At 70.6% G+C, this 17,759-nt stretch carries 20 protein-coding genes and 1 pseudogene; 10 read left to right on the top strand and 11 right to left on the bottom strand.

The features are described from left to right. Positions 1-79 precede the first annotated feature (79 nt). A complete protein-coding gene (locus CLV37_RS09200; protein ID WP_170127147.1) occupies positions 80-2,956 on the top strand; it encodes a hybrid sensor histidine kinase/response regulator in 2,877 nt (958 codons plus the stop codon). Between the two features lie 66 nt (positions 2,957-3,022). Here the strand turns inward: CLV37_RS09200 and CLV37_RS09195 are convergent, their stop codons facing one another. Together CLV37_RS09195 and CLV37_RS09190 are read right to left on the bottom strand one after the other, a co-directional pair. Next, complete coding sequence (locus tag CLV37_RS09195; RefSeq protein WP_106209512.1) at positions 3,023-3,376, bottom strand: hypothetical protein; 354 nt, start codon at positions 3,374-3,376, stop codon at positions 3,023-3,025. A gap of 306 nt (positions 3,377-3,682) precedes the next feature. Further along, positions 3,683-4,651 (bottom strand): alpha/beta hydrolase, encoded by a 969-nt coding sequence (locus CLV37_RS09190; protein WP_170127146.1) that lies wholly within the window; start codon positions 4,649-4,651, stop codon positions 3,683-3,685. Positions 4,652-4,775: 124 nt separating this feature from the next. Between CLV37_RS09190 and CLV37_RS09185 the strand changes: the two genes are divergently transcribed. Then, entirely contained in the window at positions 4,776-5,330 is a 555-nt protein-coding gene (locus CLV37_RS09185; RefSeq protein ID WP_170127145.1) for a hypothetical protein, read from the top strand. A gap of 99 nt (positions 5,331-5,429) precedes the next feature. On the opposite strand, the gene CLV37_RS27475 is transcribed toward CLV37_RS09185, so the two are convergent. After that, positions 5,430-5,591 (bottom strand): hypothetical protein, encoded by a 162-nt coding sequence (locus CLV37_RS27475; protein ID WP_170127144.1) that lies wholly within the window; start codon positions 5,589-5,591, stop codon positions 5,430-5,432. A 230-nt stretch (positions 5,592-5,821) separates the two neighbouring features. Here CLV37_RS27475 and CLV37_RS09180 point away from each other — a divergent pair, with 230 nt between their 5' ends. Together CLV37_RS09180 and CLV37_RS29200 are read left to right on the top strand one after the other, a co-directional pair. Continuing rightward, positions 5,822-6,157 carry a hypothetical protein gene (locus tag CLV37_RS09180; RefSeq protein WP_146149348.1) on the top strand — a complete coding sequence of 112 codons (336 nt, stop codon included), beginning with the start codon at positions 5,822-5,824 and terminating at the stop codon, positions 6,155-6,157. Between the two features lie 235 nt (positions 6,158-6,392). Beyond that, positions 6,393-6,767, top strand: a complete 375-nt coding sequence (locus CLV37_RS29200) for an MmyB family transcriptional regulator (RefSeq protein WP_425433615.1) — start codon at positions 6,393-6,395, stop codon at positions 6,765-6,767. A gap of 426 nt (positions 6,768-7,193) precedes the next feature. Here the strand turns inward: CLV37_RS29200 and CLV37_RS09175 are convergent, their stop codons facing one another. After that, positions 7,194-7,547: a MerR family transcriptional regulator gene (locus tag CLV37_RS09175; RefSeq protein WP_106210106.1), complete on the bottom strand. Its 354-nt coding sequence runs from the start codon at positions 7,545-7,547 to the stop codon at positions 7,194-7,196. 76 nt (positions 7,548-7,623) lie between these two features. On the opposite strand from CLV37_RS09175, the gene CLV37_RS09170 reads away from it, so the two are divergent. Together CLV37_RS09170 and CLV37_RS09165 are read left to right on the top strand one after the other, a co-directional pair. Next, positions 7,624-8,316, top strand: a complete 693-nt coding sequence (locus CLV37_RS09170; RefSeq protein WP_106209506.1) for an SDR family oxidoreductase — start codon at positions 7,624-7,626, stop codon at positions 8,314-8,316. Positions 8,317-8,398: 82 nt separating this feature from the next. Beyond that, positions 8,399-9,169, top strand: a complete 771-nt coding sequence (locus tag CLV37_RS09165) for an EthD domain-containing protein (RefSeq protein ID WP_211298517.1) — start codon at positions 8,399-8,401, stop codon at positions 9,167-9,169. Here the strand turns inward: CLV37_RS09165 and CLV37_RS28985 are convergent. Both CLV37_RS28985 and CLV37_RS09155 read right to left on the bottom strand, forming a co-directional pair. Continuing rightward, positions 9,124-9,408: pseudogene (locus CLV37_RS28985) on the bottom strand (methyl-accepting chemotaxis protein); the annotation flags it as partial. The gene CLV37_RS09165 and the pseudogene CLV37_RS28985 overlap by 46 nt on opposite strands. Before the next feature lie 121 nt (positions 9,409-9,529). Further along, positions 9,530-9,709, bottom strand: a complete 180-nt coding sequence (locus CLV37_RS09155) for a hypothetical protein (protein ID WP_106209500.1) — start codon at positions 9,707-9,709, stop codon at positions 9,530-9,532. Positions 9,710-10,190: 481 nt separating this feature from the next. Between CLV37_RS09155 and CLV37_RS09150 the strand changes: the two genes are divergently transcribed. Continuing rightward, positions 10,191-10,430 carry a DUF2283 domain-containing protein gene (locus CLV37_RS09150; protein ID WP_106209498.1) on the top strand — a complete coding sequence of 80 codons (240 nt, stop codon included), beginning with the start codon at positions 10,191-10,193 and terminating at the stop codon, positions 10,428-10,430. Between the two features lie 62 nt (positions 10,431-10,492). On the opposite strand, the gene CLV37_RS09145 is transcribed toward CLV37_RS09150, so the two are convergent. Further along, entirely contained in the window at positions 10,493-10,807 is a 315-nt protein-coding gene (locus CLV37_RS09145) for a hypothetical protein (protein ID WP_106209496.1), read from the bottom strand. Positions 10,808-11,056: 249 nt separating this feature from the next. Here CLV37_RS09145 and CLV37_RS09140 point away from each other — a divergent pair, with 249 nt between their 5' ends. Further along, positions 11,057-11,599, top strand: coding sequence for a DUF4304 domain-containing protein (locus CLV37_RS09140; RefSeq protein ID WP_106209494.1), 543 nt, complete (start codon positions 11,057-11,059; stop codon positions 11,597-11,599). Between the two features lie 124 nt (positions 11,600-11,723). Here CLV37_RS09140 and CLV37_RS09135 read toward each other — a convergent pair whose 3' ends face one another. Further along, complete coding sequence (locus CLV37_RS09135; RefSeq protein WP_146149347.1) at positions 11,724-12,077, bottom strand: hypothetical protein; 354 nt, start codon at positions 12,075-12,077, stop codon at positions 11,724-11,726. A 127-nt stretch (positions 12,078-12,204) separates the two neighbouring features. Here CLV37_RS09135 and CLV37_RS09130 point away from each other — a divergent pair, with 127 nt between their 5' ends. After that, positions 12,205-12,798 carry a hypothetical protein gene (locus CLV37_RS09130; RefSeq protein WP_106209490.1) on the top strand — a complete coding sequence of 198 codons (594 nt, stop codon included), beginning with the start codon at positions 12,205-12,207 and terminating at the stop codon, positions 12,796-12,798. 142 nt (positions 12,799-12,940) lie between these two features. Then, complete coding sequence (locus tag CLV37_RS09125; protein WP_106209488.1) at positions 12,941-13,537, top strand: GrpB family protein; 597 nt, start codon at positions 12,941-12,943, stop codon at positions 13,535-13,537. A gap of 60 nt (positions 13,538-13,597) precedes the next feature. Here the strand turns inward: CLV37_RS09125 and CLV37_RS09120 are convergent, their stop codons facing one another. The 3 genes from CLV37_RS09120 to CLV37_RS09110 form a co-directional block, all read right to left on the bottom strand. Beyond that, complete coding sequence (locus CLV37_RS09120; protein WP_106209486.1) at positions 13,598-14,386, bottom strand: nucleotidyltransferase domain-containing protein; 789 nt, start codon at positions 14,384-14,386, stop codon at positions 13,598-13,600. A 273-nt stretch (positions 14,387-14,659) separates the two neighbouring features. Beyond that, complete coding sequence (locus CLV37_RS09115; RefSeq protein ID WP_170127142.1) at positions 14,660-14,839, bottom strand: hypothetical protein; 180 nt, start codon at positions 14,837-14,839, stop codon at positions 14,660-14,662. Positions 14,840-15,372: 533 nt separating this feature from the next. Next, on the bottom strand, positions 15,373-17,478 hold the full coding sequence (locus tag CLV37_RS09110) for a hybrid sensor histidine kinase/response regulator (RefSeq protein ID WP_106209482.1): 2,106 nt from the start codon (positions 17,476-17,478) through the stop codon (positions 15,373-15,375). Positions 17,479-17,759 lie beyond the last annotated feature (281 nt).

Genomic DNA, 17,759 nt, shown 5'->3' with positions numbered 1-17,759 from the left:
TCTGTCGATCGGCCGGAGCGGTCCCCACCTGAAGCGCCTCGTGCTCAAGGCGGTGCGGACGACGGCCGACACGACCTGCATGACGCGCAGCCGCTGGTCGGTGCTCCACTGGTCGGCACTCCGCTCGAAGGCCCGCCGCTCGGGCCGTCCCCGCACCGTGCGCGCGTCGATGCGCCGGCCGGTGCGGATCGGCGTGGCCGCGCTGCTGGTGGTCACCGCGACGATCGTGGCCACGAACCTCGCTGTCCTGGGCGTCCTGCAGCCCGAGGTGACGCGGTCGGCGACGATGCTGAACACCTTGCAGGAGAGCGAAGTCGCGATGGTCAACCAGGAGACGGGGCTGCGCGGCTTCCTCGTCACCCGCGACCGCGCGTTCCTCGCCCCCTACGAGGACGGGGTCTCCTCGCTGCGGGCGCTGAACGCCCAGCTGACCGCGGCGGCGCACGACGACCCCGAGCTGGCGGGCTGGACGCGCCGGGTGGAGGCCGCCCAGCAGGACTGGGTCCGGCAGTGGGCCGAGCCCACCCTGCGCGTGCAGCCGGCCGTGGACGACCCCACCTCCCTGGTGGTGTCGCTGCTGCAGGGCAAGCGCCTCTTCGACCGCTACCGCACGGTCGAGGCGGGTCTCGAGCGCGCGCTGGTCCACCGGCGAGAGGTCGCCGACGCCCGCACGCGGCTGGTCCTGGTGCTCGGAACCCTGGGGGGTCTGCTCGTCGCCGCCGCCGCGACGCTGCGGGTGCGGACGGTCGACCGCCAGGTCGACGGCCAGCTCCGGCCGGCCTTCGAGGGACTGCGGGAGCAGCTGTCCGACCTGGCCGCCGGCGACGTCGAGCGGCGCGGGGTGCCCACGGGCCCGCTGGAGCTGCGCACGATGGTCGAGGACGTCAACACCCTCGGGGAGGCGCTGCGCACGCGGGGGGAACTGGTCGCCGCGCGCGAGGCGGAGCTGGTCGCCGCCCGGGACGAGGCCGAGCTGGCCGGGCAGGCCAAGACGGCGTTCCTGGCCACCATGAGCCACGAGATCCGCACCCCGCTCAACGCGGTCCTGGGGCTGACCGACCTGCTGCTGACCACCGAGCTCACCGAGCAGCAGCGCGGCCACCTGGAGACGGTCTCGCGCAGCGGTGACAGCCTGCTGACGCTCATCAACGACGTGCTGGACTTCTCCAAGATCGAGTCCGGGGAGCTGGACCTCGACGAGGCCCCCTTCGACCTCGAGGCGCTCGTCTACGACGTGGCCCAGCTCTTCACCGGCCAGGCCGCCGCCAAGGGCCTCGACCTGCTCGTGGACCTGCGCACCGGACAGGGGCAGGAGGTCGTCGGCGACAGCCTGCGCGTGCGTCAGGTGCTGAGCAACCTGCTGGCCAACGCGATCAAGTTCACCTCCCGCGGCCACGTGATCGTCCGGGTCTCCGGCGACGTCCGGGCGGACGGGCGCCTGGGCGTGCGGATGGCCGTGGGCGACACCGGCATCGGCATCCCCGCCGAGCAGCGCCAGCGGATCTTCCGCTCCTTCAGCCAGGTCGACGACTCCGCGACGCGCGTCTACGGCGGCTCCGGGCTGGGGCTGGCCATCAGCCAGCGCCTGGTCCAGGCCATGGGCGGGGCCATCACCGTGGACAGCGAGGTCGGGGTGGGCTCGACCTTCACCGTCGCCTTCCCCCTGGGCCTGCAGCCGCTGCCGGTGGACGGGGCCCGCCCCACCTCGCTGGCCGGCCGCCGCGTGCTCGTCGTCGACGACAACCGGACCAACCTGGACATCCTGGAGCACCAGCTCGGACGGGCCGGCGCCTCGGTCGCCCTCGTCGACTCCCCGCACCAGGCCCTGCGGCTGCTGGAGGCGGGGGAGGTCTTCGACCTGTGCCTGAGCGACCAGCACATGCCGGTGATGAGCGGCGTCGAGCTGGCCCGGCGGGTGCGGGCCCTGCCCGGGGCCGCCGCGCTGCCCGTCGTGCTCCTGAGCAGCCTGGCCACGGTCCCCGCCTCGGCGGAGGGTCTCTTCGCCGCCCGCCTGCACAAGCCGGTGCACCCGGACCGGTTGCTGCGCACCGTCCACGCGGTGCTGCTGTCGCCCCCGGCCGCAGCGGTGGGGGGACCGCGCGACGTCGCGCCGGCGCCCGTGGCGCAGGCCCCGGCCGGCGCGGGGCTGCGCGTGCTGATCGTCGAGGACCACGACGTCAACGCCCAGCTGATGCAGCTGTACCTGGGCCAGCTCGGCCACCGCAGCGACCGGGTGGCCGACGGCCGGGCCGGGGTCGAGGCCGTCCGCGCGCGGGACTACGACGTCGTCCTGATGGACGCCCAGATGCCCGTCATGGGCGGCGCCGCCGCGACCGCCGAGATCCGGGCCCTGCCGGTGCGCCAGCCGGCGGTCATCGCGGTGACGGCCAGCGTGCTGGCCAGCGACCGCGCCGCCTTCGCGGCGGCCGGCGCCGACGACTTCCTGTCCAAGCCGGTGCGGCTGGCGGTCCTGCGGACCGCCCTGGCCGCCGTCACCGCGGACCGGGCCGGCGCGGACGTCCTGGAGCCGCCCTCCGCGGCGACGCAGGACGCCGACGCGGCGGATGAAGCGGTGGACGAGGTGGGGGGCGAGGTCCTCGACGCGGAGGTGGTCGACGAGCTGCGCGACCTCGGGCCGGACGGTTTCGCCCAGGTCTACACGCGCTTCGCCGACCAGCTCGACGACTGGGTCGCGGAACTGCTGGCCGCCGTGGACGCGGCCCCGGACGTGGTCGTGGAGGAGGTCGCCACCGCGGCCGGGCTGGCGCACCGGCTCAAGGGCAGCAGCGCCTCCCTGGGAGCGGCGGGGCTGGCGGAGCTGTGCCGGCGGGTCGAGGGCGTCGACGCCCTGCCGCCCGCCGAGCGGACGAGCCTGCTCGAGGAGCTGCCGCGGGAGGCGGCGCGGGTGCGGGGTGCGGTCCGCGCCCTGCTGGCCGAGGTCCCGGTCGGGGCCTGAGGGTCCGGCCGCGCCGAGGGCCTGCCCTGCGGATCGTCGGCTGCGGGTGGCGACGGAGCGCTGGTGCTAGAAGGGGATGCGTGGACTGCGCAGCTCGCCGATGAGCAGGGCGAGCACCGTGCCGTCCTCGCTCTCCCAGCGCTGCAACCCGCCCTCGTCGTCCACGAAGCGGACCAGACCGGCTGTGACGATCTTGCGCCGCTCGGCGTCGGTGGCCACGCGCTTGGACCCCACGCGGGGGTTGGGGCTGCAGTCGAGGAGGTTGAAGACCATGACGTCGGCGGCGCCGAGCAGGTCGCTCTCGCGCTTCCACAGCCGGTCGCTGGTCAGGTGGTAGGCGCGGGTGCCGTCCCAGAAGCGGTCGTCGTCGGTGTACTCCGGTTCCCCCGGCTGCAGGGGGTACCCGCTCCAGTCCTTCACCGCAGCAGCATGTCCTGTGGTTCCTCAGCCCCGCCAGCGACTTCCGACCGAGCGGGTGATCCGAGGTCGCTCTCGGCATCGGGCCGGCGGCACGACCCCACGCACGCGACCAGCGGGATGACTGTGCCATCGGACGAGCTGTGCAGAGTTCCTGCACAGCGCGACGGCTGACGGTGCTCGAGGGGCGAACGGGTCGACACCACGACATCGCCGTGAGCGTGACGTCGCCCTTGGTGATCACTGTCGGGCTGTGGCTGACCTGTCCCGAGAGGACTGGTTTGGGGTCGAGCCAGAACGGGCTCCTGCTCAGCTGTCGCTGGCGGCAGCGGGCGGTGTCTGCCTGGTCGTGGTGTTCTCGCCGGCGTCCGGCTCGCCCAGGTGGGGCCGAAAGAACGTGACCATCCGTTCCAAGGCATCGCGGACCGTCGCCAACGCTGTGTCGTCGCCGATGAAGCCGTGGTCGACGCCGGGGTACTGGTGGTGGACCACCTCGACGTCGCCGGCGCGCAGCACGTCGGCCAGTTCGCCTCCTTCGGTGGCCAAGGTGTCGTGTTCGGCGGTGAGCACCAAGGTGGGGGGCATGGCCTCGCTCAGGGAGGGATCCAGTCGCGGTGAGGCCAGGGGTTCGCGCCGTCGTGCGGTGTCGGGGAAGTAGGCCCAGCCGACGAAGCGCTGGACCAGGGGGCTGATCGCTGGGCGCGCAGTGGGTGAGGTCCGGTCGGTGCGCACCGCGTCGGTCACCGGTACGACCAGGACGGCGGCCAGTGGACGTGGTCGTCCGGCCTGGTGCAGTTGCTGGCAGGTGTTGAGGCTCAGCTTGGCGCCGGCGCTGACCCCGGACAGGACCAGACGCTGCCCGTCCCAGCCGTGCTCCTCGCCTGCGGCCGTGGCCCAGTCGACGACGTCGACGGCTTCTTCCTCGGCGACGGGGTAGTGCACGGTGGGGGCGGTGTCGTAGTCCGGCAGGAGTACGACGGCGCCCAGGTGGGCGGCCAGGTGTCGGGCGATGTGGCGGTCTTGGGCGGGGTTGCGGTTGACGAACCCACCGCCGTGCAGGTGCACGACGACCGGCGGGTGCTTCGACGTCCAGCTCTGAGGCTGGGCCGGGCGTTGGACCAGCACATCGACGTCGCCGTGGCGGGTCGGTACGCGCAGCGTCGTGGGGTCCGGTAGCTGCAGGGGTGGGTCTTCCACCCCGGCAGGAGCTGAGGAGCGTACCCGGGAGCCGATCTGGGCCAGGGTCCAGAAGAGGGGGTTGAGGGGCCGCCGCGTCATGCTCGCACCCTGGCAGGGACTCACCTGCCGCACTCCTTCAACGTCCTGGTTCACGGGATGACCGTGAAGTCCTCGCCGCAGGGAGTGGTGGACAGCGCCAGCAGTCCATGGCCGACTGTGCGTCGTGGCGGAAGCGAACGGCGAGGCAGTGCAGGTGCTGCTCATCGGTGGCCGGGCAGGTGTGGGCAAGACCAGCACCGCCTACGAGGTCTCCGCTCAGCTGCAGACCCTGGGCATCGCGCACTGTCACGTCGAAGGGGACAACCTCGACGCCGCCTACCCCAAAGCCGACGACGACCCGGCCGGCACTCGACTCACCGAAGCCAACCTCGCCGCACTGTGGGCGAACTACGCCGCCAGCGGCCACCACCGCCTCGTCTACGTCAACACCGTCAGCGTCCTCGAACCCGACCTCATCGTCCGCGCCGTCGGCGGCCGGGCGGAGGTGACAGGTGTCCTGCTCACCGCCAGCGACGAGACGACCCGCACCCGCCTCGGTGTTCGCGAGGTCGGCTCCGGGCTGCAGGCCCACCTCGAGCGCAGCCGGAGCATGGCCACCCTGCTTGAACAGCGGGCACCCGCCGGCACCTACCGCGTCCACACCGACGGGCGCAGCGTCGTCGAGGTGGCCGCCGACGTCATCGGCTTCTCCGGCTGGTGCGGTCTGTCCCGGCCGTGAACGTGCTCACCTCGAGGGGAGGGCACCACTGACTGCTCACGACGGCCCGGATCGCGGGATGACCGGATGCACGTGACGCGCGGTGGTGGCCGGTGCGGTTCAGCCCTGCTCCGGGCGTCGCCGGAAGTCGTCGACCAGGAGCACTCCTACCGCTGCCACCGCCAGCAGGCAGAGGACCACCGTTCGCCAGCCTGTCGGATCGCCGTGGGTCAAGAACATCAGGACGACCGCCCCCACGACGGGCACCAGGGCGAGCAGCATCAGCCGCGTGTCCCTCGGTCCTGGCTCTTGCCTCACCTGGCAAGGGTGCCCCTCGAGGCTGCAACTGCGGCCGCTTCTCGGCACGTCGGGACGTACGGAGCGCGATCGCGCACTGAGTGCGGGATGACCGGACGTTTCGGCCGGTCAGTGCTATCGCGCACTGTGCCGAGCTGGATCTCCGTTCTCGAGCGACCGCCACAGACACACGGCACTGTGAGTCCATGCTGAGAGTGAACATCGAAGTGCTCCGAGAGGGACTGCTTGAACTCAGCGATGAAGCCTTCCAACGTCGGGTGTGGACCAACTCAGGTGGCGATGACGTCATGTCGTCGCTGGAGGAGTGCTTGTGTTCCATCTTCGACGACAGCGGGCTCACGTACGCATTGGACAAAGGCGACGTCGGTTCTGACGACGACCTGGCCGCCAGCTTGCGACGCCTGGATTCGATCACTGCTGCGATCGATCAACGTGCGCCTGTGGAGCAGCTGCTGGACGACCCCGCACTGCGTCGCGCCCGTGAGGAGGCGGCTCACACGCTGCGACTGCTGGACGAGTCCGCCGGTTGACGAGTCTTCGGTCAGGGTGTCGGTGTCGAGGTCGCGCTCCGCTGGTTCGCTCGCTCTTCCGCTGCTCATCCGCTCGCCTACGACAACGGCTCGGCGATGGCAGCGCGTACTGCGCGGCCATCGTCAGATGCGCGAGATCGGCGGGGTGAGCGCGCGGGCGGGGGGATGACCATGCGCGGCACCGCGTCGCTCTTTGACGCGACTTTGGCGGGAGTGACAGTCGCCGGTCCGCGGGATGACCGTGCGCTTCGACTACAGCGACGCGTTCTTGGTCGCAGACCTCAAACGGGCGCTGACGCGCTATCCGCACGATGTGGACTTGGCGTCGATGATCGAGCAGCTGAGCTGGGTGAGCGATCGGTTCGCGCGCTTGTGGGGCGGTCCTGCTGTTGTGGGGCAGGTGGGTGGGGGAGTCGTTGTCGTCGACGCCCCTAGGGGCAGGTCAGTCTCGACATCGATGTGTTGTCCACGCGCGACTCGGACCTGCACATCGCCGTCTTCTCCGCGGCGGTGGGCAGCGTCGATGAGCAGCGGCTGCGAGCAGTGCTGGTCGGTACCGACAGCGGGCAACGCTGATCAGCGCCGACGGCGGACAGGGTCCCGAAAGTGAGCAAGGACCCGGTGGAGGGGAGGTCGCGCCACCCGCTACCGGCGTAAGACGGGCAAGCTCCTGCGACGGGGGACCTTGACCGCACCCCTTGAGGGTGTGCCCCAGCCGCCCCATCGCGATGTGCAGCCAGTCCACCTCTCTGTTTGAGCGGACCAGCCTACGGACGCCGCAGCTTGAGCCGTGGCTTGAGCTGTGGCTTCCGCAGGTTTGAGGTACCCCGGCGAAGCCATAGTGAAACCAGGAACCGTAAAACGCGTTCGACTGGCCTGGAGTGGCTGATCCTGCAGCTGGCGCGGGGGGTCTCATCCAGCAGGAGCAGGAGGGTGATCGCGCCGGTCTGCTAACCGCGCTCACGGCGATGACCAGCGGGACTGTGCACAGCCGCATCCCCGTCGACGACACGATGGACGGTTGCGGCTCCGGGCCTCAGACCGTTGTGAGCAGGGCGCGTGCCTGCACGACCACCTCATCGAGGCGCTCGAGGGTGGCGGCGAGCCCTGCGGCCTGCGCCCGCAGCCGGATCCGCTCCTCCTCCAGCCGCTCGAGCGTGGCGGGGCATGTCGTCCCGGTGTAGATGCATGGCAGCATCCCCGCCATGTGCCGGGCGGGGACGCCGGCGGCGAACAGCACCTGGATGGTTCGGACCCGCTCCACCGCGTCCTCGTCGTACTCCCGGTGCCCCCCACTGGTGCGCGTTTCGCTCAGCAGCGACTGCTCGCCGTACCAGCGCAGCGACCTGGGGCTCACCCCGGTCAGCCGAGACAGTTCGCCGATCCGCATACCCACCGCCTTCGTGACGCACGTCTCACGTGCGGCAGTTGAAATTGACATGTGTGTCAGATCCTACGTTCGTGCCATGGAGATCGAAAACGCCACTGCACTCGTCACTGGCGCCAACCGTGGCCTGGGCCGGGAGTTCACCCGCCAGTTGCTGGACCGCGGTGCCCGCCGGGTCTACGCCACCGCCCGCAATCCCCACTCTGTCGACGTCGAGGCAGCCGTACCGCTCGCGTTGGACGTCACCGATGCCGCCAGCATCCAGGCCGCGGTCCAGGCGGCTCCCGATGTCGACCTGCTGATCAACAACGCCGGTATCGCCACGGTGACGCCGGTGCTCACCGGAGACCTCGACACCATCCGGCAGGACGTCGAGACCAACGTCTTCGGCATGCTCCAGGTGACCCGCGCTCTCGCCCCGGCGCTGGGCCGCAACGGGGGCGGCGCCATCGTCACGGTGCTGTCCGCCGCCTCCTGGTACGCGGTGCCCGGCAACGCCGCCTACTCGGTGAGCAAGGCCGCCGCCTGGAACCTCAACAATGCCTTCCGGGTCGAGCTCGCCGAGCAGGGCACCCAAGTCCTAGGCGCCCACGTGGGCCTGGTCGACACCGACATGAGCGCGGGATGGGACTTCCCCAAGATCAGCGCTCGAGAGTTCGTGACCACCGTGCTCGACGGCCTGGCGGCTGGGGAGATCGAGGTCGTGGCCGACGACTTCGCCCGCCGCGCCAAGGCCGCACTGTCCGGCCCTCCGACGACCCTGAGCCTCTAACTGCCCCGCGCGACAACAGCCCCGGCTGGACGGCTCCACCGGACTACGGCGCGCCGGACGTCATCCACCCAGCCTTCGGCTGGTGCATGCACCACCGCGCCCACAAGCGGACCCCGCCCGCCCTGACGCTGCCCAGCATCTGTCCGATCAACCCGACCGAGGACATTTCGTGATCCGCTTCTTCTCCCTCATCCCCCGTCGCCCCGACATCGACCGCCAGCGCTTCCACGACCACTGGCGCCACCCGCACGGCACCTTGGGTCGCCAGATCCCGGGCATGCTCACCTACGTCCAGGCGCACCAGTTCGACACCGACCGCCTCGGCCCGGGCCAGGACGAGTACGACGGGGTCGCCATGCCCTCGTTCGACTCCGCGGCCGACGCCGCCACGCTGGTCGACGAGCCCCTGTTCGTCGATACCATCCGCCCCGACGAGCCGCTGTTCCAAGACCTGTCGAGGGTCATCTTCTTCATCACCGAAGAGGAAGTGATCGTCTCCCGGCCCGCTATCGGAGCCCTCACCCCAGCTGATCGGCAGTGGGACGTGCTGGAACGGCCGACGAGCATCCACCTCCTGCAGTTCGTGCACCAGGACGGCAACCCCGACTGGACCGGCGCAGACGACGCCGAGCTGGGCTTGCGGATCGGTGCGCTGCGCCATGCGGTGAACCGGCCGAGCGCGCAGGTGCACAGCGACGGCGCCCCGTTCCTCGGCGTCCGTCAGCTGTGGTGGCCGACCCTGACGGCGTTCCAGGACGGCGTGGACGCCGACCGGGCCGCCTTCGCGGAACTCCTCGACCGGGCCGGTCACGCCGTCACCATGCTGGCGGTCTCGGAGCGCTTCCTGCGCTGAACGCAGCGATCAACGTCCCCGTGAGCGATCAGGAGTCCGGTCGGGTACTTGCCGGGCCCTGGGTGTATGGCAGTGACCTCGGAGAGCTGCGAGATCGCCGCGGTCGCGGCCACCGCGTCGGACTGCGTCGCCGCCGCCCGGGAGGTGATCTCCTCCATCGCCCGCGCCGCCAGCATCGCCAACTCCTTCACCTGCCCAGCCACCACCGCGAACCCCCGCCCGGCCTCCCCGGCCCGGGCGGCTTCGACCGCTCATCGGCGATGTGCGGGTGATCGTCGTGCTCGGCTTTCATCCGGACATCGACAAGATCGCGAGATCATCGGCAGCCGCGACCGCTCGGATCGCGGGATGACCGTGACGTCAGATCAGCAAGAGGGCTTGGCTCAGCACGAGCAGCACCATCGCGGCGATACCCAGTTTGTGGGCGGCGGTCCAGCCCTTCTCGCCACGCCGTTGCCGACGTCGAGCATCACGGACCCAGAAAGCCATCAGACCCACCGTGACGGCGATCAGGACGAGGTTGCCCCAAGGACTGAACACCCCTTCAACGTACGGTCCAGACCTTCTGTCGGTTCGGCCCACGGGCTGGCTGGACATCGCGCAACTCGGCAAGACCGCGAAGTCGCCAGCTGCTGCTGATCACACACATCGCGGGATGACCGTGCGCCTGCGCACCGCGGTATGACCGCGACGTCATGCAGATTGGCTGATCGCGCGTGAGATGGCGGGAGGTCTAGGCAGGATGGACAGGTCAAGCTGAATCATTGAGGTGATGAGCAGGAGGCGTCAGTGTCTCGTCGAGGACGTGTCCTGTTGAAGGTCGCCATCCCCGCGTTTGTGGGGCTGTGGGCCTTTGGGATCTACGCCATCGTGACAAGCGGGGGCTGAGGCAGCGCGGCCTACCGACTGGTGAGGGCCCCGTGCTGGAAGAGATACCTAGGACGACCCAGCGGTGCTGTCTCTGCCCGCGGTGGCGCGGTGCGCGGGATGACCGGAAGGTCGGTGGCGGCAAGCTAGGGCCATGGACGGCACCTGGGACGCGGAGGTTGACGCGGCCTACATCAACCTTCGGGGTGACTGCACCGACCTGGCCTGGGAGCAAGTCATCGTGGACACCGGGTCGAAGGAGTACGAGGTGATTCTCGACTTCAGCGCCGCCGGGCGTCTGCTGGGAGTTGAGGTGCTGGGCGCGACGGCTGCTTTGGACCCCGCGTTGATCCGGACGCTGCGCCGCATTGACCGACCGGAGGAAGCGCACTGAGCGCGGGATGACCGTGCGCTTCGCGCGCACCGCGGGATGACCGTGACGTCTGTAGACGTCCTTCAGCACCTCCAGCTGATGAGCACGACGGGCGGCTCGTCACCCGTCATCGGGATGTACCGGTGGATGATGCCGCTGGCGCCGTTGGCAGGATCGACGGGCTCGTCGGCCCCGTACTGGAAGACGCGGGCGTCGATGAGGTCGTCCAGTCGGTCGGTCACGTGGACGTCCCGTTCGGCGTGCTCCTCTTCGAGCTCGACGAGCTGGTGATGCTCGGCCGCCTTCATGTCCTTGGCCTTGGCCCAGCCGTCGTAGGTGTACTCGACGGCGCCGTCTGATAGACGGTCTAGGTACTCAATCCAGGACCAGTTGGACACTGCTCGCTCTCCGTCCAAGGTGGGGACGGCCTGCCCCGACCGTCACCGAAAAGGGTCCCAGCTCGGGAAGCCGCATCACGCGGCCCGCGGCATGACCGTGACGTTGCCTGCGGGCGCCGTGACCGCGATGTCGCGGAGGCACCCGGTGGACGGCGACCGGGTAGTGAAGGCAGGTGGCCAGCCGCGTCCTGGATCTTCGATGAGCGCAAAAGCCCTGCTGGGCCTAATCGATGATCAGATGATGGCTCGGTGGATGCACAAGCGTTGTTCGCGCACCTGATGAAGGCGCACGTAGCCCCGGCCTGGCGGCGGATGGGCCTGCGCGGATCCGGCAACGCTTTCCGACTCCCCAATGACGCCGGTCACTACGCCTTGATCGGGGTCCAGCGCGACAAGTGGAACACCGCGCAACGCTGCGCCTTCACGCTCAACGTCTCCTTCACCAGTGCCCAGGAGTGGGCGGCTGCGCAGGTGGTGCAACCGTGGATTGGCGATGCGCCCAACGCCAACGCGCACACTCCGGGGGTGGGGTGGTGGCAGCGGGTCGGCTCCCTGGTCGCCGACGGACACGACCACTGGTGGCTCGTGCAGGCCTGCGACGACGGGGAGGGAGGGGGCGCCGGCGGCGGCAGCGCTGTTGATGGCGGCGAGGTCGTGGGTGTCGATGCTGTCGCTGCGGAGGTGATCGACATCGTTGCCGAAGTGGTGCTGCCGCAGTTGCAGGCCCGTCTGGATGGGCAGCCGGTCCCAGCGCCGCCGGTCTGGAGTTGGACGGCGCCGTCCCGGACATGAGCGGCGTTCTGGTCCAGCACCTTGATCACCCGCACTTCGGCGAGGCCGTGGGGTCGTCGAGCGCGCACCGCGGGATGACCGTGACGTCGTGACTGTTGGCCCCGCCTGTATGGGGTGGCTGGAGTCAGTGCAGGCGGGGGCTGCGGACCTCGCCGACCAGCAGCGCCAGCACTGTGCCGTCGCTGCTCTGCCAGCGCTGCAGGCATCCTTCCGGTTCGACGAAGCGCACCGTTCCGGCCTCGGCGATCTGGCGACGTTGGGACTGGGTGAGCAGGTGCTTGGAGCCCAGTCGGGGACTGTGGGGAGTGCAGTCGAGGAGGTTCAGGACCATGACCTCGGCTTCGTGGAGCAGTCGGCCCTGTCGCTTGCGGACGTCGTCGTGGGTTAGGGAGTACACGCGTGTGCCGTCCCAGAACTGATCGTCCGGGGTGTAGTCCGGCTCTCCGTCTTTGAGCGAGTAGCCGCCCCAGTCCTGCATGCCCACCAGTGTGCGGGAGTGAGACTAGCCCGCACTCAAGGCGCCGCCCGGTCGGACCACGCGCGCGCCGCGGGATGACCGTGCGGTTGGGGACCTTGATCCCGGGGTGCGCTCAGGGGGTTCCCTGATGCGCCCGGTCGCGGCGATCCACGACGCTCACGACATGAGCGATAACGAGCAGGGCACGCTGCTGGTGGCCTTCGACGTGGACTGCGGTGAGGTCGTCCCGGGTCGTCACCTGCACCTACGGGGCCTGCGCGACGAAGGCCACTGGCCCGACGCCGCAGGCAACCGGCTACCTGAGCAAGCAGGTGGGCCTTGGCAGATGGTGTCGCTGGACTACGAGATCGCCCCGGCGGTCCACGAGGACGATCCCGACGCCGGTCAGTGGTTCATCAGCCCGGTCGCCGACGTGGAGTACGAGGTCAACCCGCCCCTGCCGCGGGAGGTCCAGGAGGCGGGGAACATCGGTGGCGGCAGCATCACCGGTGAGCCGGGGCAGCCGTACTCCCGGGGCAGCTACGGGCCGTACCCGTTGCCCAGTGGTGCGCGTGAGGTGGTCTTCACCCTCACTCCGTACCTGGACCGGCGTCCGGGTGCGGATGCCGGTCGTGGTGGACCGGACTTCGTGGTGGAGGCAGCGACGCAGCCGCTCGGTCGGGTCGTGATCGACGTGGCTGCTGGCGCGGCCCGTTGGGAGCCGCTGACCGCGGCCAGCTGATGTCCTCACCCCGCTTGGTCGGTGTCCTGCTCATCGGCACGACCGCGAGGTCGACGACGTCCTGGCTCGCGAGATGACCGCGCGCACCGCGGGATGACCGTGACGTCGCGCCGTCGCGGATGACCGTGCGCTTGGTCGGCAGGTGGAGACGACGGCACGGGGTACGTTCGAGAGTCGCCGCAACGAGACGGAGACCACGCTGATGCTCGAAGAACGCCCGGACGCCACTGTCGAGGTCATCGCCTACGACGAGTCCTGGCCGCAGGCATTCGCCAACGAGCGGGCACGGATTCTGGCCGCCCTCCCGTCGCTGGAAGCCGTCGAGCACATCGGCTCGACGGCCGTCCCCGGCCTCCCGGCCAAGCCCACCATCGACCTGCTGACCGTCGTATCCGATGAGCAACTACACACCGCAGTCCCCGCCTTCTGCGGGATCGGCTACCTGCATGTCCCGGAGTCCTTCGCGGACGACCCGCAGCACCTGTTCTTCCACCGTCTGCGGGCAGGTAAGCGGACCCACCACCTGCACGTCGTGGCGGCCTCCTCGCCCTTGGTGGCCCGGTACCTCGTCTTCCGCGACTACTTGCGGGCCCACCCGGACGAGGCACTGCGCTACGCCACGTTCAAGCAGGACCTCGCCGTCGAGCACGCCCACGAGCGAGACCGCTACGTCGACGCCAAGCCGCCCTTCGTCGGCGCCATGATCGAGCGCGCCTGGCAGTGGCGACCTTTGGCCTGACTTGCCCCGCACCGCGGGATGACCGCGCGGTGTGCTCCGGCCTAGGGGAGCAGGCGGTCGTCAGGGCCGCATCAGTAAGAGCCCGTCGCCCCAGCCGTCGATGATCTCCCGCGTGAGTTGATCGCCCCTGGCTGCGTCGTGGGCCGCGCACCCGGCTTCGACGCGCACGAAGGTCTCCCGCAGCGCGGCAGGATCGCCGTCCAGGGTCCGTTGCAGCAAGGGCAGCAGCACGTCGGCGGGCCAGTCCGGCAGCGGGTGCTCGCGCAGCTCCCACGGCAGGTACTTGTGGTACGGCCGCACCCGTCCGGCGAGGGCGAAGATCACGTCGAGCAGCCACGGCATCGACTCCGCCGCATCCAGGCGGCACTCCAGCCGGCGACCGTCACGGTCGGACTTCAACGCCCGATAGACGTAGTTGAGCCAGCCGTCCAGGCGGCTGTGCTCCATCAGGACGGCCTCAACCTCATCAGGGGTCAAGGTGGCCTGGCGGTGCAGGGCGGCGGGGATGCGGCCATCGGTGCGGTCCAGCAGCGTCGGGGCCCAAGCGAAGGACCAGCGGAACCACCATCCTCCTGACCCGAAGGCAGGTACCTGTTCCAGGTCGGTCAAGGTCACCGGCAGCTCGTCGATGGTGGTGGAACGGGTGGCCGACCGGCGCTGGGCTGCGTCGTCGCTGAGGACGACGTAGACGTCGAGGTCGGAGCGGTCGGTGGCCACGCCCCGGCCGGCGGAGCCGGAAAGGACCAGACCGAGCAGACCGTCGCCGTGCTCGGTGTCGTTGCGCTCGGCCAGGTCGGCGATGAGCCGTCGGTGGTCGTCGGTGAGGTGGTCTGGCAGTTGCAGGTCCATGCACCCCTCCTGGTTGCTTCATCCTGCCGGCCGGAGTTGGTTGAGGCTGTCACGCCGACTCCGACGTCTGCAGGTGGATTTCGCGCAGATCGCCATGACCGAGCGTCCCGCTCCTCTACAGGACCGCGACGTCGCTAGGCCGGTCGGGACCGCCCGTATCGCGGGATGACCGTGACGTCGCGCGTGGTGCACCGAGGCCGCGTCGGTGATCTGACCGATCGGGCGGTCGTAGGCCCACTCCGCCAACCACGCGGGGTATGCGCGACGCTGCGGCTAACGCAGCACGGATCGACTCTCGTCTTCGCGGGCAAGGATCGCGCGCCGTCGACGTGTCAGTCCTGCTCTGGTGCCGTGTCCGATGGTGAAGACCACGACGAGGGTCCAGAAGCGGTCCCATCCGAGCAGACGGATCACCGCTTCCGCGATGAGAACCAGGATCAGGCTGAACGCCAACTCTGTCCCCAGCTCCCGCATCGTCGATCGCATGATCCATGGTCACTGGCGCGCTGTCCTACTGCAAGGACCGCCCGGGTCGTCTGACGTCCACATCGCACGCACCACGCCATGACCGAACGTTCCGTCCGCTGCTAGCTGCAGGCCTCAGCTCAGTTCGCACGCCGTCGACGGCGACGGTCGATGTAGTTGAAGGTGGCTGCACCCATCACGCTTCCGATGCCTACGAGGGCCCATAGAAACGCATCCGACCACGGCACCCAGATGCGCAGTACCAGTACGGTCACGATGTAGCCGAAGAGGTTGCTGGTTCCTAAGGCGACCCATCCTCGGACTGTCCGAGGAGCCTGCGCAGCGTCATCTTCCACAAGCTCACCATCGCAGGAAGCGACGACCGGACGGGGCCTTACGACATGACTCAAGCGCTCGGCCATCGACATGACCGGACGTGTCAGGCACCCCTCACGATCCGCAGGACAGCCCTCGGCCCACCGCGGGCGACCCGCCGGTGGACCGCTCGCGGCGGGCCGGTCTCAGCCCTCGCGGTCCAGTTCGGCGAGCACCCGCCGCACGTCGGCCCCGCGGACCGGTTTCACCAGCACCCCGTCCATGCCCGCCGCCCGGCAGGCGGCCGCCGTGGTCTCGAGCGTGTCACCGGTGAGGGCCAGGACGCGGCCGCGGCCGGCGCGGCCCGGCAGCGCGCGGATCGCGGCCACCGCTCCCAGCCCGGACGTCCCCGGCATCTGCAGGTCGAGCAGGACGAGGTCGAAGGCGCCGTCGGCGGCGGCGCGCACGGCCGCGTCGCCGTCGCCGACGGTCGTCACGTCCGCGCCCTCGGCGCCGAACAGGCCTCCCGCGACCATGAGGTTGATGTCGTTGTCGTCCGCGATCAGCACCCGGGGGCGGGAGCCGGTGACGGGCCCGCCGGGCGCGGGCAGGCTCCGGGTGTCGTCGTCCGCGACCGCCGGGGCCGCGGACGACGGGACGGCCCGGGGCAGGTCGACGACGACGGTGAACGTGGACCCGCGACCGGGGTGGCTGTCCACCTCGATGCGGCCCCCCATCAGCTCGACGATCTGCCGGCTCAGGGCCAGGCCCAGCCCGGTGCCGCCGTGCCGCTCGCCGGCGCTGCCCTGGGTGAAGGGCTCGAAGAGCCGGTCCTGCTCCTCGGCGCTCATCCCCGCCCCGGTGTCGGCCACGGCCAGGCGCAGGGTGGTGCCCGCCCCGGCGGGGGTGCCGCTGACGTCGAGGCTCACCCGGCCGTGGTCGGTGAACTTGATCGCGTTGCCGACGAGGTTCATCAGCACCTGCCGCAGGCGGCGCGGATCGCCCACCAGGGTCTCGGCCGCGCCGGTGCGCACCTGCAGCTCCAGGCCCTTGCGCCGGGCGATCGGGCCCAGGGCGGTGACGACGTCGTCGGCGACGTCGCCGGGCCGGAAGTCCTCCTCGGCCAGGACGACGGCGGCCGTCTCGGCCTTGGACAGGTCCAGGACGTCGTTGAGCAGGGCCAGGAGGGCGTTGCCGGCGTCGCGGGCCACCTGCACGTGCCCGTGCTGGCGCTCGGTGAGGGACTCCAGGGAGAGCACCTCCAGCATCCCCAGCACCCCGTTCAGCGGGGTCCGGATCTCGTGGCTGGCCGCGGCCAGGAACGCGGTCTTGGCCCGGGTGGCGGCCAGGGCCTCGTCACGCGCCTCGGCCAGCGCCCGCGCCTGGGCCCGGGCCTGGGTGACGTCGGTCATCGCCACGACCGCCCCGAGCAGCCGCCCGGCGGAGTCGCGCATGGCCCGCCCGTCGCAGCGCACGGTGAGCGGCTCGCGGTGGGCGGGGGCGATCACGATGGTCTGGTCGTGCACGGCGCCGTCCACCAGGGCGCGGAAGAGGGGGATCTCCTGCTCGGCCAGCGGCGTCGTGCCGTCCTCGTGGAACAGCGAGTACGTCCCGGCCCAGTCGGCGGTCGCGACGGTGGGGTCCTCCAGCAGGCCGTGGAACGCGCGCGCCGCGGGGTTGAACAGCGTGAGGTGCCCGTCGGCGTCGCAGGCGACGACGCCGGCGTCGAGGGTCTCGGTCACGGCGGCCGTCAGCGCACCCCGCCGCTCGGCCTCGTCCCGCGCCTGCCGGTAGCGGACGGCCTGCTCGGTCCGTTCGCGCGCCAGCCGGGCGTGCTCGAACAGCGCCACCGCCTGCGCGGCCAGGTCGCGCAGGGCGTCGAGCTGGGCGGGGCCGAGGGTCCCGGCCTCCTCGGAGAAGACGCACAGGGAGCCCAGCACCCGCCCGTCGGGCAGGACCAGCGGGGCGGAGGCGTAGAGGCCGACGCTGGCCAGCCGGCCGTCGACCCAGGGGTTGCGGGCGAAGGCCGGCTCCAGACGGGCGTCGGGCAGGTACCGCAGCCGCTCGTCCCGCAGGGACACGGCGCACATGGAGTCCGACACCGGGGACCGTCCGCCGCTGAAGCCGACCTCACCCACCTGGTGCTGGAAGCAGTCGTCGAGCAGGTTGACCACGGCCGAGGCCGCTCCGGTCACGGTGGCCGCCACCCGGGTGACCGCCCGCAGCTGCTCGGCGGGAGCGCCCTCGGGCAGGCCGTACTCGGCGAGCCACCTGCTGGACTCGCCGACGGAGGGGAGCGTCGTGTCCGTCACCTTCTAGCAATCGGCTGTCGAGCGGGTCTTCCTGAGGGGATCCGGGTCACGATCCGGTACCCGGTGCCGACCGCGCAGGCCACCCCGGAGGCGCTCAGGCGGGGACGGGAGCCGTCGCCGCGGGGGCGAACACCTCGACCGCCGGGACCGGGTGGGCGAAGTGGTACCCCTGCAGGACGTCGACCCCTAGTGATCTGCGGCTGAAGTTGGTGCCCCGGGGCGTTGCCAGGTGAAGGTGACGGGTCGATGCTGCTGGTTGCGGAGCCGGGTCCAGTGCTGAA

It is taken from the genome of Kineococcus rhizosphaerae, from assembly GCF_003002055.1.
In the GTDB taxonomy this organism is placed as follows: domain Bacteria; phylum Actinomycetota; class Actinomycetes; order Actinomycetales; family Kineococcaceae; genus Kineococcus; species Kineococcus rhizosphaerae.
This window is presented reverse-complemented; position numbering and strand designations above follow the sequence as displayed.